The 14,379-nt window shown below is 70.7% G+C and carries 17 protein-coding genes; 10 read left to right on the top strand and 7 right to left on the bottom strand.

Annotation, left to right across the window (positions count from 1 at the left end; translation table 11 throughout):
* Positions 1-290 precede the first annotated feature (290 nt).
* A complete protein-coding gene (locus E9232_RS23920) occupies positions 291-1,070 on the bottom strand; it encodes a substrate-binding domain-containing protein (protein WP_309798238.1) in 780 nt (259 codons plus the stop codon).
* Between the two features lie 196 nt (positions 1,071-1,266).
* On the opposite strand from E9232_RS23920, the gene E9232_RS23915 reads away from it, so the two are divergent.
* The 4 genes from E9232_RS23915 to E9232_RS23900 all read left to right on the top strand — a co-directional run bounded on the left by E9232_RS23915 (position 1,267) and on the right by E9232_RS23900 (position 3,784).
* Positions 1,267-1,728, top strand: a complete 462-nt coding sequence (locus tag E9232_RS23915; RefSeq protein WP_309798236.1) for an MEKHLA domain-containing protein — start codon at positions 1,267-1,269, stop codon at positions 1,726-1,728.
* 67 nt (positions 1,729-1,795) lie between these two features.
* Positions 1,796-1,969: a hypothetical protein gene (locus tag E9232_RS23910; RefSeq protein ID WP_309798234.1), complete on the top strand. Its 174-nt coding sequence runs from the start codon at positions 1,796-1,798 to the stop codon at positions 1,967-1,969.
* Between the two features lie 232 nt (positions 1,970-2,201).
* Entirely contained in the window at positions 2,202-3,206 is a 1,005-nt protein-coding gene (locus tag E9232_RS23905) for a GlxA family transcriptional regulator (RefSeq protein ID WP_309798232.1), read from the top strand.
* Entirely contained in the window at positions 3,206-3,784 is a 579-nt protein-coding gene (locus E9232_RS23900) for a cysteine hydrolase family protein (RefSeq protein WP_309798230.1), read from the top strand. The genes E9232_RS23905 and E9232_RS23900 overlap by 1 nt, the downstream gene beginning before the upstream one ends.
* Positions 3,785-3,956: 172 nt before the next feature.
* Here the strand turns inward: E9232_RS23900 and olsC are convergent, their stop codons facing one another.
* The 3 genes from olsC to E9232_RS23885 all read right to left on the bottom strand — a co-directional run bounded on the left by olsC (position 3,957) and on the right by E9232_RS23885 (position 5,656).
* Complete coding sequence (gene olsC, locus E9232_RS23895; RefSeq protein WP_309798228.1) at positions 3,957-4,802, bottom strand: ornithine lipid ester-linked acyl 2-hydroxylase OlsC; 846 nt, start codon at positions 4,800-4,802, stop codon at positions 3,957-3,959.
* A gap of 228 nt (positions 4,803-5,030) precedes the next feature.
* Positions 5,031-5,420 carry a type II toxin-antitoxin system VapC family toxin gene (locus E9232_RS23890; protein WP_309798227.1) on the bottom strand — a complete coding sequence of 130 codons (390 nt, stop codon included), beginning with the start codon at positions 5,418-5,420 and terminating at the stop codon, positions 5,031-5,033.
* Positions 5,417-5,656: a type II toxin-antitoxin system Phd/YefM family antitoxin gene (locus E9232_RS23885; RefSeq protein ID WP_309798271.1), complete on the bottom strand. Its 240-nt coding sequence runs from the start codon at positions 5,654-5,656 to the stop codon at positions 5,417-5,419. Before E9232_RS23885 ends, E9232_RS23890 begins: the two co-directional genes overlap by 4 nt.
* Before the next feature lie 144 nt (positions 5,657-5,800).
* Here E9232_RS23885 and E9232_RS23880 point away from each other — a divergent pair, with 144 nt between their 5' ends.
* The 6 genes from E9232_RS23880 (at position 5,801) to E9232_RS23855 (ending at position 11,338) form a co-directional block, all read left to right on the top strand.
* Positions 5,801-6,430, top strand: coding sequence for a LysE family translocator (locus E9232_RS23880; protein WP_309798225.1), 630 nt, complete (start codon positions 5,801-5,803; stop codon positions 6,428-6,430).
* A gap of 84 nt (positions 6,431-6,514) precedes the next feature.
* Entirely contained in the window at positions 6,515-8,668 is a 2,154-nt protein-coding gene (gene scpA / locus E9232_RS23875; protein WP_309798224.1) for a methylmalonyl-CoA mutase, read from the top strand.
* 20 nt (positions 8,669-8,688) lie between these two features.
* Positions 8,689-9,246: a DUF6886 family protein gene (locus tag E9232_RS23870; RefSeq protein ID WP_309798223.1), complete on the top strand. Its 558-nt coding sequence runs from the start codon at positions 8,689-8,691 to the stop codon at positions 9,244-9,246.
* A gap of 30 nt (positions 9,247-9,276) precedes the next feature.
* Entirely contained in the window at positions 9,277-10,533 is a 1,257-nt protein-coding gene (locus E9232_RS23865) for a DUF763 domain-containing protein (RefSeq protein ID WP_309798222.1), read from the top strand.
* Between the two features lie 94 nt (positions 10,534-10,627).
* Positions 10,628-10,978, top strand: a complete 351-nt coding sequence (locus E9232_RS23860; protein WP_309798221.1) for a hypothetical protein — start codon at positions 10,628-10,630, stop codon at positions 10,976-10,978.
* 9 nt (positions 10,979-10,987) lie between these two features.
* Positions 10,988-11,338 (top strand): hypothetical protein, encoded by a 351-nt coding sequence (locus tag E9232_RS23855; protein WP_309798220.1) that lies wholly within the window; start codon positions 10,988-10,990, stop codon positions 11,336-11,338.
* Positions 11,339-11,671: 333 nt separating this feature from the next.
* On the opposite strand, the gene E9232_RS23850 is transcribed toward E9232_RS23855, so the two are convergent.
* From E9232_RS23850 to E9232_RS23840, 3 genes are all read right to left on the bottom strand, one after another.
* Positions 11,672-12,859 carry a hypothetical protein gene (locus E9232_RS23850; RefSeq protein WP_309798219.1) on the bottom strand — a complete coding sequence of 396 codons (1,188 nt, stop codon included), beginning with the start codon at positions 12,857-12,859 and terminating at the stop codon, positions 11,672-11,674.
* A 91-nt stretch (positions 12,860-12,950) separates the two neighbouring features.
* Entirely contained in the window at positions 12,951-13,511 is a 561-nt protein-coding gene (locus E9232_RS23845; RefSeq protein WP_309798218.1) for a GNAT family N-acetyltransferase, read from the bottom strand.
* Positions 13,512-13,580: 69 nt separating this feature from the next.
* On the bottom strand, positions 13,581-14,354 hold the full coding sequence (locus E9232_RS23840) for an alpha/beta fold hydrolase (protein ID WP_309798217.1): 774 nt from the start codon (positions 14,352-14,354) through the stop codon (positions 13,581-13,583).
* Positions 14,355-14,379 lie beyond the last annotated feature (25 nt).

Here is a 14,379-nt window from a genome sequence, read left to right as displayed (position 1 = left end):
GAGGGTATGTAATGACATAAAGATATCTTTATATCAACATTCGATGTCGCCGAAAGAGCTACGGATGTCGCCGAGAGAGCGACGGGCCGAAGCCTTTTCAGGTTGCCCCAGCCATTCGCGGCCTCCTCCGATTCCTCCGCCAAGTCTTCGAACTCGGGGGTCTCGGCCTCGGCCAGGGTCTCGCGCGGCTCGGAGTTCTCGGCCGGCTCGGGGGCAGCCTCGAGGGCCGCGGGGACAGGCTCCGGCGCTGCCGCTTTCGCCGCCTTGGCCGCCTTGCGCTCCGCCTGCCCCTACCTGGCTGTCGCGACCGGCTCCAGCCCCGTCGCGGCGATGGCCGGGGCGGCGGCGGGCGAGGCGAGGAAGTCGAGCAGCTTCCTGGCCGCCGCCGGGTCGTGCGAGCCGGCGACGATGCCGGCGGAATACAGCGTCACCTGCTGCAGCTCCGGCGGCAGCGGCCCGACCAGGTCGATGCCCGGCACCGCCTTCAGCTCGGCGATCTGCTGGAAGCCCAGCTCCGCCTCGCCCTTGGCCACGATCTCGCCGACCGGCGTGGCCGGGATCTTGCGGGCCTTGGTCGCCATCTGTTCGGCGATGCCCAGGCGCGGGAACATCTCGGTCTCGATGTAGACGCCGCTGGCGCTGTCGGAATAGGCGATCGACTTCGCCGCCAGCAGCGCCTGCTTCACCGCCTCGGCCGAGCCGATATCCGGCTTCGGCGCGCCGGCCCGCACCGCGACGCCGATGCTGGAGCGGGCGAGGACGACCTTGCTGTCGGCCAGCACCTTGCCCTGCTTGATCAGGTCGTCGAGGGCATAGCCGACCATGATCACGACATCCAGCTTCTCGCCGCGGGCCAGCCGCACCGGCACCGCGTTCGGCGTGTCGCCCATCGACGGGCCCCAGCCGATCTTCAAGGTGTCGCCGCTGGCCTGTTCGAATTGCGGGGCCAGGGCGCGGTAGGCCGGGGCGAAGCCGCCGGAGCTGACGACCTGCAGCTCGGCCGCGGCGGCGGGCTGGGCCAGCAGCAGCAGGCCGGCGACGGCAAGGGAGAGGATCGGCGGCAGCTTCATGGGACCAGTTCCTCGGCTGAATCGGATCAGGGTCCTATCGTGGCCGAAAATGCCGCGGCCCGGCCTCCGCCGGTCCGTCGGGTCTGCCATGCCCCGGGCCGGACACCGTGCCGCAGCCCCGCCGGCTTGCCTGTCCCGGCTTCATGTCCGACCTAGACCCCATGCGCTGCCATCGCGGCGCGACCGGAGTCCGCTGATGAGCCTGGCCCATGATCCCGATTTCCTCCGCCTGCTGGCCGGCAGCCATGCCCGGCTGGTCGGCACGCCGCTGATTCCGGAGGAGGCGGGCGGCGACGCCGCCGCGCAGGCGCGCTGGCTGTACGAGACGGCGCCGTTCTGCGTGCTGGCGCACAACACCGACGCCGACCCCCGCTTCGTCTACGCCAACCGCGCGGCCCAGGCCCGGTTCGAGTATGGCTGGGACGAGTTCACCACGCTGCCGTCCCGCCTCTCCGCCGAGGCGCCGGACCGGACCGAGCGGCAGCGCCTGCTGGACATGGTCACCCGCGACGGCTTCATCAGCGACTATCGCGGCCTGCGCATCGCCAAGTCCGGCCGCCGCTTCTGGATCGAGAACGCCACGGTCTGGCAGCTGATCGACGAGGCCGGCGTGCTGCGCGGCCAGGCCGCGACGTTCAGCGACTGGCGGGACGAGTAGGGATCCTCCTCCGCCACGGCTTCGGGGCCATGCTAGGCTTCACCTCCGGCGAAGAGGGAGGCCACGCATGGGGCGGATCAAGGCGTTTCTGATCTACGGCTCGATTCTCGCGGCCTTTCTGGTGATCATTCTCATGGTCGCCGGCGGTTACGGCCCGTGGGGTGCGATCAAGGCCGTCGGATCCACTTTTGTCCTGGTGCTGGTCGTCTTCGGCATCGTCATGGCCATGGCGTCGTCCTGACGGCGCTTTGAAGGCCCTCAGTCGCCCGTCCGTACCCCCCTTCCGTACTCTGTAGGATTTGGACCCAGGCCGGCCTGGGCCGGCCACCGACGACAGCCCTGGCGGCGCTGGCCCTTCGCGCAGGATCGGGTTTGGCAGAATCCGACGGCATCATGGCCTTGCTGCCATCGGCCGATCCGGACAGACTGCGCAGATGTCAGCCTCTCCCAGCCTTCGGCCACGCTGCATCGCCATGCTCGCCTTTCCCGGAGTCGAGCTGCTCGACGTCGTCGGGCCGCTGGAGGTCTTCGCCGCCGCCACCGCCCTGCAGCGCGACGCGGGGGCGCCGCCGGGCTATGCCGTCGAGGTGCTGGCCGCACGGGCCGGCCCGGTGCGCGCCACCTCCGGCCTGTCCGTCCTGGCCGATCGCGGGCTGGATGAGGCCGGCGACGGCATCGACACCCTGCTGGTGGCCGGCGGCGCCGGCATCGAGGCCGCGGTCGCCGACGCGGCCCTGGTGGCCTGGCTGCGGGGCATGGCGCCGCGGGTGCGGCGGCTCGGCTCGGTCTGCACCGGGGCGCTGCTGCTGGCCGAGGCCGGGCTGCTGGATGGGCGCCGGGCGGCGACCCATTGGAACTGGTGCGAAAGGCTGAGCCGGCGCTATCCGGCGGTGCGGGTCGAGCCCGACCCGATCTTCATCCAGGATGGAAGGGTGTGGACCTCCGCCGGCGTCACCGCCGGGATGGACCTGGCGCTGGCCCTGATCGAGGCCGATCACGGCCGCGACCTGGCCCTGGCCACCGCCCGCGATCTGGTGATGTTCCTGAAGCGCCCGGGCGGCCAGTCGCAGTTCAGCGCCGCTTTGGCCGGCCAGATCGCCGAACGGCCGCCGCTGCGCGCGCTGCAGGACTGGATGCTGGCCCATCCCGAGGCCGACCTGTCGGTGCCGGCCCTGGCCGACCGGGCGGCGATGAGCCCGCGCAACTTCGCCCGCGCTTTCCTGCGCGAGATCGGCGCCACCCCGGCCGCCTATGTCGAGCGGCTGCGGATCGAGGCGGCGCGCCGGCGGCTGGAGGAGACCGACCTGCCGGGCGAGACCGTGGCCCGCAGCTGCGGCTTCGGCAATGCCGACGGCATGCGCCGCGCCTTCCTGCGCCGGATCGGCGTGGCGCCGAGCGACTATCGCGAGCGCTTCCGTCCGCCTGCCGGCAACGGCCGGGCCGCCATCCACGCCCCAGATCTCCCTGTGAGGACATGATGACCGCGACCCCCGACCTGTGGTCCAGCCGGGCCGCCCTGCTGCCGATCGACATGCAGCGCGGCTTCGACCTGCCGCCCTTCGGCCGGCGCAACAACCCGGATCTCGACGCCAACGGCCTGCGGCTGCTGGTGGCCTGGCGGGCGGCGGGGCTGCCGCTGTTGCACATCCGCCACGATTCCGTGGAATCCGGCTCGGTCTTCGTGCCGTCGCATCCGGGCAACGCCTTGCGGCCCGGTTTCGAGCCGTGGGACAACGAGCCGGTGGTGGCGAAATCGGTGAACTGCGCCTTCATCGCCACCGATCTCGACCTGCGGCTGCGGCGGCTGGGCGTCGGCACGGTGGTGATGTTCGGCCTGACGACCGACATGTGCGTCTCGACCACGGTGCGGGTGGCGGCCAATCTCGGCTACCGCGCGATCCTGGTCGGCGATGCCTCCGCCTGCTTCGACCTGCCCGACGGCGCCGGCGGCATGATCACGGCCGAGGACCTGCAGCGGGCCCATCTGGCGACGCTTGCGGCGGAGTTTGCGACGGTGACGACGACGAATGCGGTGATGGAGGGGCTGGGGGCGTAGCGTCGCCCAACCTAACCTACGTCCCAGGATCCCCTTCCACTGTCATTGCCCGGCTTGACCGGGCAATCCAGGGGCCACAAAGAGCCGCCCTGGCCGCCCCTGGATGCCACGGTCAAGCCGTGGCATGACACCTGAAATTGTGCCGCATAAGACAGTTGCTACGGGCGACGCCTTAAGCTTTGTGGTTCCGCAGCGCCTCGGCCTGGGCGTAGAACTTCTTCTCCCACTCCTTGTGGGCGTCCTGGCCCTCGCGGATGAAGGGGGTGAAGACGGCGAGGTTCAGCAGCAGCCAGTTCACCAGCTTCGCCGGGAAGCGCAGCGGCTTGACGAAGTCGACGAACAGCACGACGCGGGTCTTGTCGGTGTGGTTCCAGGCCTCGTGCTCATAGGCGTCGTCGAACACCAGGGCCTTGCCCTCGCTCCAATGGCAGATCTGCTTGTCGACGCGGATCGCCAGCTGGTCGCGCGGTTCGGGCACCAGCAGGCCGACATGCAGCCGCAGCACGCCGTTGTAGGGCCCGCGATGCGGCGCCAGGTGCTTGCCTGGCTCGAAGATCGAGAACATCGCCGTCTTCAGCCCCGGGATCTTCTGGACGATGCGCCAGGTCTCCGGGCATTGCGCGATGTTGCGGTCCGAACTGACGCCGTAGCCGGTCAGGAAGAACGTCTTCCAGTGGTTGTCCTTACTGATCGTCTTCACGTCGGAAGCGATCTCCTGGAAGCTCGGCAGCTCGCTCTGGCGCAGCAGGACGCGGTCCAGCTCGCTCCGGATCAGATGCCACTCGCGCTCGATCTCCGCCACCCAGGGGAAGGTGGCGTTGTCGTAGACCGGGGGGTTGCCGACCTTGCTGTATCTGAGGTTGAGCCGCTCGGCCCCGGCCACGATGCGCATGAAGAACCGGGTGACCGCGCTGGGCCGGTCCAGGGTCGGGTCGATGCCTTCGGTGACGATCGTCTGCTTCGGCTTGATCTGGCCCGGATGCGTCGCGGTGCCGTGGTTTCCGACGCTAACGTTCACGGTCTCACACTCCGACTCTGCTCTCGCTTTCGAACATAGGCTGCGATCTTGCGCTCTGCCATGGCCATCATACCGCAGAAAACCGCGGGTTGGGATCTCGGTCCGCCACGTGATTCTTCCCCTACACCAACGCCGCCGCGACCGCCATCGCACTGTCTGCGAGTCAGTCCTATCTGGAATTGTGACAGCGTCAAGACAATGCGGGAGCGGTACGGTGCCGCGGACCGCTCAGAAATGGATGATGGAGCCGCCATAGGACGCGACCACGGCGTCGTGGGTCACCAGCCGCAGGGGCTCGGCCAGGGCCTGGGCGATGAGGAGCCGGTCGAACGGGTCGGCATGAAGCAAGGGCAGCGTCTCGACTCCCGCGGCATGTTCGGCCGACACCGCGAGAAGGGCGTATCCGGCCTGGCCGAAATACGCGAGCGCCTGAGACCCGGAAAAGGGCGGTGCTCCGCGCCGCGCCATCGAATGTTTGATCGCGATCTCCCAGACGCTGGCGGCGGAGACGTGGATGGCATTCGCGGGGTCGGCGATCAGGGCCTGGATCGCCGCCGGCATCACCTCCGGGGACACCAGGGCCCAGATCGCGACATGGGTGTCGAGCAGCAGCCTCACTCCGCCTCGCCCGCGAACAGCGCCGCGATCCGCTCGTTGTCGGCGTCGAATTCCTGGAGTGTCATCGCCGGATACCGGCCGGCGAGAAGGCCGAGGCGCCTGGTCGCGTCCGCCGCGGGGGCGATGGGGACGAGGCGCGCCACCGGTCGGCCGTTGCGGGCGATGACGATCTCCGTCTCCCGTCCCTCCTCGACCGCTGCCACCAGACGGGAGAGGCTGGATTTGGCCTCGAAGATGTTGACGGTGGTTATGGCGTCGATCCTAGCTAGGCTTAGCTAGATATAGGCCCGCGCTCGGATGGCTGCAACCGCTGAGGCCGGATGCCTGACGCCTGCGTCCGGCCGCGCTATGATGGCTCGCAATTCCACAGGAGGCCCGCCATGCCGTCCCTCGCCCACCTGTTGCCGTTCCTCCTGGCCACCGTGCTGATCGCGATCATCCCGGGCCCCGCCATCCTCTACACCGTGGCCCAGACCCTGGCGCGCGGCCGGGCGGCGGGCTTCCGCGCGGCCACCGGGATCGCGGTCGGCGACCTCGTGCATGTCGCCGCGGCCGCGGCCGGGCTGTCGGCGGTGTTCCGCTGGTCGCCGACCCTGTTCCTGGCGGTCAAGATCTTCGGCGCCGCCTATCTGGTCTGGCTCGGTGTCCGCATGGTGCGCAGCCGCCATGCCGCGGACGCCTTGCCGCAGGTGGCGCAGAAGACCGCGCGCCGCGCCTTCGCCGAAAGCGTGACGGTCGAGCTCCTGAACCCGAAGACGGCGCTGTTCTTCATCGCCTTCCTGCCCCAGTTCGTCGACCCCGCTGCCGGGCTCCCGGTTTGGGCCCAGTTCCTGGTGCTGGGGCTGATCGTCAACGCCGTGTTCTTCGCCGCCGACGTGGTGACGCTGCTGTGTATCGACCAGGCGATGGCCCGGCTGCGCCGCAGCGCCCGGGTGGCGCGCTGGCTGAGGGTCGGCAGCGGCTCGGCCCTGGTCGGCCTCGGCGCGCACATGGCGCTCAGCCGCAATTGAGCAAGCGAAAGAAAGCTGCGCGGCCCGCGTGACCGCGGCGATCGCCCCTCCTATACTCGCGCCGTGACTGGAGGAGTGCCGCCCATGACCGCCTTCGAGAAGCGGAGCCGCGCCGATTGGGAGGCGTTGGCGCAGAAGGAGCTGCGCGACAAGAAGCTGGCCGACCTCGCCGTCGAGACGGCCGAGGGCGTCGACGTCAAGCCGCTCTACACCGCCGCGGACCTGCCGGCGCAGGCGGAGGCCGAGCTGCCGGGCTTCGCGCCGTTCACCCGCGGCGTGCGCGCCACCATGTATGCCGGCCGGCCCTGGACCGTCCGGCAATATGCCGGCTTCTCCACGGCCGAGGCGTCGAACGCCTTCTACCGCGCCAACCTCACGGCCGGGCAGCAAGGCGTCTCAGTGGCCTTCGACCTCGCCACCCATCGCGGCTACGACAGCGACCATCCGCGCGTGGTCGGCGATGTCGGCAAGGCCGGCGTGGCGATCGATTCCGTCGAGGACATGAAGATCCTGTTCGACGGCATCCCGCTCGACCGCATGTCGGTGTCGATGACCATGAACGGCGCGGTGCTGCCGGTGCTGGCCGGCTACATCGTCGCGGCGGAGGAGCAGGGGGTGCCGGAGGCCAAGCTGTCCGGCACCATCCAGAACGACATCCTCAAGGAGTTCATGGTCCGGAACACCTACATCTACCCGCCCGGGCCCTCGATGCGGATCGTCGCCGACATCATCGCCTACACCGCCGCGCGGATGCCGAAATACAACTCGATCTCGATCTCCGGCTACCACATGCAGGAGGCCGGGGCGACGGCGGTGCAGGAGCTGGCCTACACCCTGGCCGACGGGCTGGAATATGTCCGTGCCGCGATCGCCGGCGGGCTCGACGTCGACGCCTTCGCCGGGCGCCTGTCCTTCTTCTTCGCCATCGGCATGGACTTCTTCACCGAGGTGGCGAAGCTGCGCGCCGCCCGCCGGCTGTGGGCCGAGCTGATCCAGGCCGAATTCGCGCCGAAGAAGGTCGAGAGCCTGATGCTGCGCACCCATTGCCAGACCTCCGGCGTCAGCCTGACCGAGCAGGACCCCTACAACAACGTGGTGCGCACCACGATCGAGGCGCTGGCCGCGGTGCTGGGCGGGACCCAGAGCCTGCACACCAACAGCTTCGACGAGGCGCTGGGCCTGCCCACCCCGTTCTCGGCCCGCATCGCCCGCAACACCCAGCTGGTGATCGCCGAGGAGACCGGCGTCACCCGCACCGTCGACCCGCTGGGCGGCAGCTACTATGTCGAGGCGCTGACCCAGGAGCTGGTGGACAAGGCTCGGGCGCTGATCGACGAGGTCGAGGCCATGGGCGGCATGACCAAGGCGGTCGAGGCCGGGCTGCCGAAGCTGCGCATCGAGGAGAGCGCGACCCGCCGCCAGGCCCGGATCGACCGCGGCGAGCAGACCATCGTCGGGGTCAACAAATACGTGCCGGAGAAGCCCGACCATGTCGAGGTGCTGGCGATCGACAATTCGGCGGTGCGCGAGGCCCAGGTGGCGCGGCTGAAGCAGATCCGCGCCAGCCGCGACGACGCGGCCTGCCGGGCGGCGCTGGCGGCGCTGACCGAGGCGGCGAAGACCGGCGAGGGCAACCTGCTGGACCTGGCGGTCAAGGCCACCCGCGCCCGCGCCACGGTGGGCGAGATCTCCGACGCGCTGGAGCAGGTGTTCACCCGCCACCGCGCCGTGGTCCGCTCAGTCTCCGGCGTCTATGGCGGCGCCTTCGCCGGCGACGAGGGCTATGCCAGGATCCAGGCCGAAGTCGCGCGCTTCGCCGAGGTGGAGGGCCGCCGGCCGCGTATGCTGGTGGTGAAGATGGGCCAGGACGGCCACGACCGCGGCGCCAAGGTGATCGCCACGGCCTTCGCCGACATCGGCTTCGATGTCGATATCGGTCCGTTATTCCAGACACCGGAAGAGGCGGCGCGCCAGGCGATCGAGAACGACGTCCATGTCGTCGGCGTGTCGTCCCAGGCGGCCGGGCACCTGACCCTGGTGCCGCAGCTGATGGATGCGCTGAAGGCCGAGGGCGCCGGCGACATCCTGGTGGTGTGCGGCGGCGTGATCCCGCCGCAGGATTACGAGCCGCTGCTGGCCGCCGGCGTCAGCGCCGTCTATGGCCCCGGCACCAACATCCCGCAGGCGGCGGCCGAGATCCTGACCCTGATCAGCAAGGCGCGGGCGGCAGCGGCGTAGGGCCTCCGGCGGGCGCGATCGTGCGGCTGTTCCATTTCAGCGACGATCCGGCGATCGCCCGGTTCGAGCCTCGCCCGGCACGCGTGCCGTCGGTTCGCCCCGCCGGGCTGGAGTGGCTCAACGGGCCGCTGGTCTGGGCGATCGATGACGCCCATCAGATGCTGTACCTGTTCCCGCGGGACTGTCCCCGGATCCTTGCCTGGGCGACGCCGGGGAGCACGGCGGCGGACCGGGCGCGCTGGCTGGGACCCGGCGAGCCTTGCGCCGTCGCCTTCGTCGAGGCCGCCTGGATCGGCCGGCTGCGCTCCGCCGCGATCCACCGCTATGAGCTGCCGTCCGAGACCTTCCGTAGCCTTGAGGATGCCGGGATGTGGGTGTCCGAGGCGCCGGTCGTCCCGCTCGGCTGCGTCGCCCTGGCCGGGCTCGACGGCGAGCTGGCGCGGTGCGGCGTCGACCTTTGCGTCGTCGATTCGCTGGTCCCGCTCGCCTCGCTGTGGGAGAGCAGCCTGCATGTCAGCGGGATCCGGCTGCGTAACTCAGCCACCTGGGCGCTGGCGTCCCGGCGAGGTCCGCGCTAGGATCGTTCCATCTTTGTTCCTGGAGGATGCGTGGCGAAACGGGCCGGCAGCGCCGATCTGCCCCTGCACCATGGCCGGGTCCCGGCCTGGCTGGGCCAGCGCATGGCCCGGCTGGGCGCGGTGATTGCCGAGGCGATCATCCATCATTACGGCCGCGACGACTTCCTGCGGCGCCTGGCCCATCCCTTCTGGTTCCAGTCCTTCGGCGCCGTGATGGGGATGGACTGGCATTCCTCCGGCATCACCACCAGCGTGATCGGCGCCTTGAAGCGCGGCCTGCAGCCGATGGCGGGCGAGCTCGGCCTGCATGTCTGCGGCGGGCGCGGCGCGCATTCGCGGCGGACCCCGGCGGAGCTGGTCGCCATCGGCGACCGCGTCGGCTTCGACGGCGCGGCCCTGGCGCAGGCCAGCCGGCTGGTCGCCAAAGTCGACAGCGCCGCGGTGCAGGACGGTTTCGACCTGTACCTCCACGGCTTCATCGTCGCCGATGACGGATGCTGGGTGGTGGTGCAGCAGGGCATGAACGGCGACAGCCGCCTGGCCCGCCGCTACCACTGGCATTCCGAGGATCTGAAGAGCTTCGTCGAGGCCCCGCACACCGCGATCGAGGGCGCCGGCCAGGGCGTCATCGTCAACCTGACCGACCGGCGGGCGCGGGCCTCGCGCCACGGCCAGATCGACCTGCTGCGCGATCTCGGGCCGGACCGCATCGTCGGCGAGGTCGCGGTGCTGGAGGGCCGGGTTCCGCCGCCGCCGGACCAGCCCCGGCTGCCGCATCTGACCATGCCGGCGCATCACGACGTCCGGCCCAGCGACGTGATCCTACGCCGGCTGCACGGGGCGCTCAGCGCCGCGGCGGACCGGGCGCCGGCCGATTTCGGCGAACTGCTGCTGGTGCCGGGCGTCGGCGCCCGCACCGTGCGGTCGCTGGCCATGGTGGCGGAGGTGGTGCACGGCGCGCCGTGCCGCTTCGCCGATCCGGGGCGCTTCTCGCTGGCCCATGGCGGCAAGGACCGGCACCCCTATCCGGTGCCGACCCTGGTCTACGACAAGACCATCGCGGTGCTGAAATCCGCCGTCGCCGCCGCGAAGCTCGGCCATGACGAACGGCTCGACGCGATCCGCCGCCTCGACGACCAGGCCCGGCGGGTCGAACGGCACGCCACTGGTCCGACCCTGCCCGAACACATCGCGGAGGAGCGCCGCCGCTCGCACGACTATGGCGGCCGCAGCGTCTTCGGCTGGGAGCCGGCGCCGAGGTCGCTGCCACGAAAATGCCCAGATTGAATCCGGATCGAAGCAGCCGGGTCGTGCGTTGAACCGTTCGAGCGTTGGTGGGTTTGGCGCGATGTGCCGCCCGGCAGCCAGAAGGATGAATGAGATGATCACGATGCGCCGAATCCTGGCCAGTGCCCTGGTCGTCGCGGCGACCACGCTGGCGGTGTCGTCGCCGGCCCTCGCCAAGAAGTGGAACCATCATGGCTGGGGGCCGCCCTGGGCCCACCATGGCGGGTACTACGACCGTGGCTACTACGATCGCGGCTATTACGGCCGTCCGGTGGTGGTGGTGCGGCCGCGCCCGCCGGTCGTCTATTACGAGCGCCCGCCGGTCTACTACGAACGGCCCCCGGTCTATTACGAGCGTCCGCCGGTCTACTATGCGCCGCCGCCGCCGGTCTACGTCGCGCCGGCCCCCGGCATCTCGGTCAACATCCCGCTGCGGTTCGACTGAGGCATGGGCATGCGCCGGCCGTTGATGCGCCTGTCGTTCCTGGCGCTGCTCGCCCTGACCGCGGCGACCCCGATGCTGCTGCTCCACCCGTCGGCGGCGATCGCGGATGATGACGATGATGATGACGATGGCGGTCACCGCTGGCATGGCCATCGTCACGGCCATTGGCGCGGCCCGCCGGCCTACTATTACGTCCGTCCGCCCCGCGACCGGGTGGTCGTCTACGACAACCCCTATGACGACGACGGCTACTATGTGGAGCGGCGCCGGCCGCGCCCGGTCTATGTCGAGCCGCCGCCGCCGGTCTATGTCGCACCGGCGCCCGGCATCACCATCAACATCCCGCTGCGTTTCGACTGACGCGAGAGGCCCCGATCATCCTGGTCGGGGCCTCGGCGATTCTGCTTGCGCCGCCCAGCCAGAGTTGTATTCTGCGATTGCGAATGAATTGCAGTCGCGTTGCCGAGGAGAGCGGGAGATGACGAAGGCCGGTCGCCCCCTCCCCGGCAGCGCGGTTGCTGGCGGCCCTCGGGCCGTGGAGATCGCGGATCGGGCGGGCTGGACCTAAGCCGCCGCCATCGCGAAAGCCGTCGATCCGTCGACGATCGGGCCGGTCCCTGGCTGGCGTTCCTCCGGCCCGATCCACACTCGAAGCCCCCGGAGCACCCTCCGGGGGCTTCCTTTCTGTCGGCCTCAGCCCCGGGCGCGGCGGGCGAGGATGATGCCGAGCAGGACCAGCGCGCCGAGCACGGCCATGCCGATGCCGGCCTGGCGCATCGCATCGGTGACCACGAACTGGTTCTGCTGCCACCAGGCCTGACCGCCGCGGTTGCCCAGCACGGATGCCGCCTGCAGCGCGGTCCAGGCGAGGGCGATGCGGACCGGCCCGGCGCCGCGGCCGAGAATCGCCGCCAGCCCGGCGATCAGGGCCAGGGCATAGGCCGGATCGCTGCTGACCGCCCAGGCTAGGGAGACCGGCACCTGGATGTCGAGCCCGACCAGCGCCCACACCACGATGGCCACGGCCAGCGGGCCGGCCAGCAGGGTGGCTAGGCCGGGATGCAGCGCCGCCAGCACCAGCACCACGGCGATGGCGAGATAGCCGAACATCGCCGCCTGGCCGAGCAGGCCGGGCACCGCGACGCCGGCAACCGATGCGGCATGGACCAGCAACGGCAGCCGGACGGCGTTCAGCCAGATGATCGGGGCCAGCAGCAGCACCAGCCCGATGGTCGCCGCGAGGATCGCCGGCCAGTTGGCCGGGGCCGATGGGGCGGCATCGACCGCCGGGCTGCGCCAGCTGACGAAGGCGAGGGCCAGCGCCATGGCCGCCCAGAACAGGCAGGGCCCGGACGAGATCCCCGGCTGCCCGGCGGCCGGCGTCAGCAGCTCCAGGATGGCATTGGCCAGGATCGGGCCCAGCAGCGTCGCGGAGGCGGCGGCCAGCACCGCGGTGCGGCCACTGGACCCGCCGCTCAGCCGGACCAGCCGCAGATGGTTGCCGACCACCAGCCCGGCGGCACCGGCCACCGCCGCCGCCCATAGCAGGCCGGGAAGCAGGACGCCGTCGCCGGGCGCCAGCGGCCGGCGCAACAGGACCAGCAGGCCGGCCAGCGCCACCGCCAGCAGCACGCCGCCGGCGATGATCGGCGCGCGTTCGTCGCGGCGCCGGGCCAGGGTGGCCCATAGCAGGTAGGGCAGCAGGGCCAGCAGCGCTTCCGCCGCCACCAGCCCGCCGGCGCCGACCTGCGCCGCCATCGCCGGCAGCAGCAGGGGGAACACCCCGGCATAGAGCAGCGGCAGGGTGCCGGCGCCGAGCGCGAGGCCCAGCATCGGCCGCACCAGCACGGCCGCCGATGATCTGTCGCCGCTTGCCGCCATGCCGATCTCCCGTCCCGAATCGCGAAGCCGGGACCGGTTTACGGCAAGCCCGGCCCGGACTCCATCGCCGCGACGGCGGCTTGCGCCGCCGTCACAGGTCGATGCGGAACCGCAGCGCCTCGTCCTCGCCATAGGCCGCCGCCTTGCGGAAGCGTTCGACCAGCCGGCCGCCATTCGCCAGGATGACCCGCTGCGACGGGATGTTGTCGGGGTTGGTGGTCAGCTCGACATAGGGCAGGCCGTGCGCCCGGGCCTCCGGCAGCAGCAGGGCCAGGGCCCGCGTGGCATGGCCGCGGCCCTGCATCCAGGGCACCACGGAATAGCCGATATGGCCCAGCACATGCGGCGGCAGAGCGGCCCCGCCGGGCTGCCAGCGAAGGTTGATGCTGCCGCAGAATTCGCCATCCCAAAGCCAGCGCTGGAAACCGGGCAGCCGCGGCACGGTGGTGCCGTCGGGCATCGGGATCGGGCCGCCGCAGGCTTCGGGATCGTCCAGCCCGGCGACGAAGGCGACCGGATCCTGGGCGATGCGCTCCAACTGCTCCGTGGCGGCCGCGGCCTTGCGAACGGTGTCCGGCGACCAGCCGCGCCGCAGGGCGTCGGCATAGAAGGGCAGCCGGGCGAGGGACGGGGCAAGCAGTTCGATCGTCATTCCCCCGTCCTAGACGAAAGCCCGCCCGTGGCGCAACGCCACGGGCGGCCTTCGCTCAGGAGAGGGAGATCACTTGTGCAGCGACGTCGCCGCCTCTTCGATCGCCTTGGCGACCACGGCCGGGTTCGCCACGAAGGCGGTGTGGCTGCCGGTGACCGACACGACATGGGCGCCGATGCGCTGGGCCTCCCAACGCTCAAGGTCCGGGTTGATCACGCGGTCGGCGGTCGACACCAGGAACCACGACGGAAGGGTCTTCCAGTTCGCGACGGTCACCTTCTCGCCGAAGGCCGCGAGCGCGATCGGGCCCTGGGTGGCGGCCATCACCGCCGCCTCCTTGACCGACGAATCGGCGGCGAAGGCGCTGTGGAAGCGGGCTGCCGGGATGGTGGCGAAGCCGTCCGGGCCGGGCTGGATGGCATCGGCCTCGACCGCCGCCGGGCCGTGCTTGAACACATCGGCCGCGGATTCGCCGACATCCGGCGCGAGGGCGGCGACATAGACCAGGCCGGCGATGTTCGGCGACTCGGTCTGGGTGATCACCACGCCGCCCCAGGAATGGCCGACCAGCAGGGTCGGGCCGTCCTGCTGCGCCAGCACCCGCTTGGTGGCGGCGACGTCGTCGGCCAGCGAGGTCAGCGGGTTCTGCACCGCGGTGACGTGATAGCCCTTGGCCTGCAGTGCGGCGACCACGCCGTTCCAGCCCGACCCGTCGGCGAAGGCGCCGTGGACCAGGACGATGTTCTTGACGCCGGTGGGCGCGGCCTCGGCGGACACCGGGCCGAGGCCGAGCGCCAGGGCGGCGACGGCGGCGAGTGCGAGCGACTTCAGGGGAAGGCTCATGAAACGACTCCGGAAGGAGAAGGAA

It is taken from the genome of Inquilinus ginsengisoli, assembly GCF_031453975.1.
GTDB classification, from domain to species: Bacteria; Pseudomonadota; Alphaproteobacteria; order DSM-16000; family Inquilinaceae; genus Inquilinus; species Inquilinus ginsengisoli_A.
The sequence above is the reverse complement of the archived record's forward strand: the minus strand, read 5'-3'. Positions and strand labels throughout refer to the sequence as shown.